At 65.2% G+C, this 360-nt stretch carries 1 protein-coding gene; it reads left to right on the forward strand.

All coding sequences use genetic code 11. The features are described 5' to 3' along the window. Nucleotides 1-79: 79 nt before the first annotated feature. Nucleotides 80-360 (forward strand): DUF3846 domain-containing protein (locus AC1DCZ_RS19390; protein ID WP_476976016.1); only part of this gene is annotated, 281 nt, incomplete at its 3' end.

Here is a 360-nt window from a genome sequence, read left to right on the forward strand (position 1 = left end):
CCGGCCGGCCTGCCCGGGTGCGGACGGGATTGGGAGCACTATGGATGCGGTCTTAGTTGCTCGGAGTAGAGGACACAAGATGAACGCCATACGATACACGGCACTGATCATTCCGGCCCGGCTCGGCGAGCCCGTCCGGATTGAATCCCTGGACACGGGCCCTGAGGTCCTGCGGGGACTTGTCGGCGGAGAGATCGAGTCAATYACGCGCGGCGACTGGCACGTGTACCTCAACGCTGAGGGGACCATCATCAATCTCCCGCCGAACCTTCGGGCGGGGCAGTTAATGCATGAGTGCGGCCTGGATCTCGCTGGGACCGCCCGCGGACAGGCCGTGATCCTGGGCCGTGGCGACCACGG

It is taken from the genome of Arthrobacter sp. 10N418 (assembly GCF_056394725.1).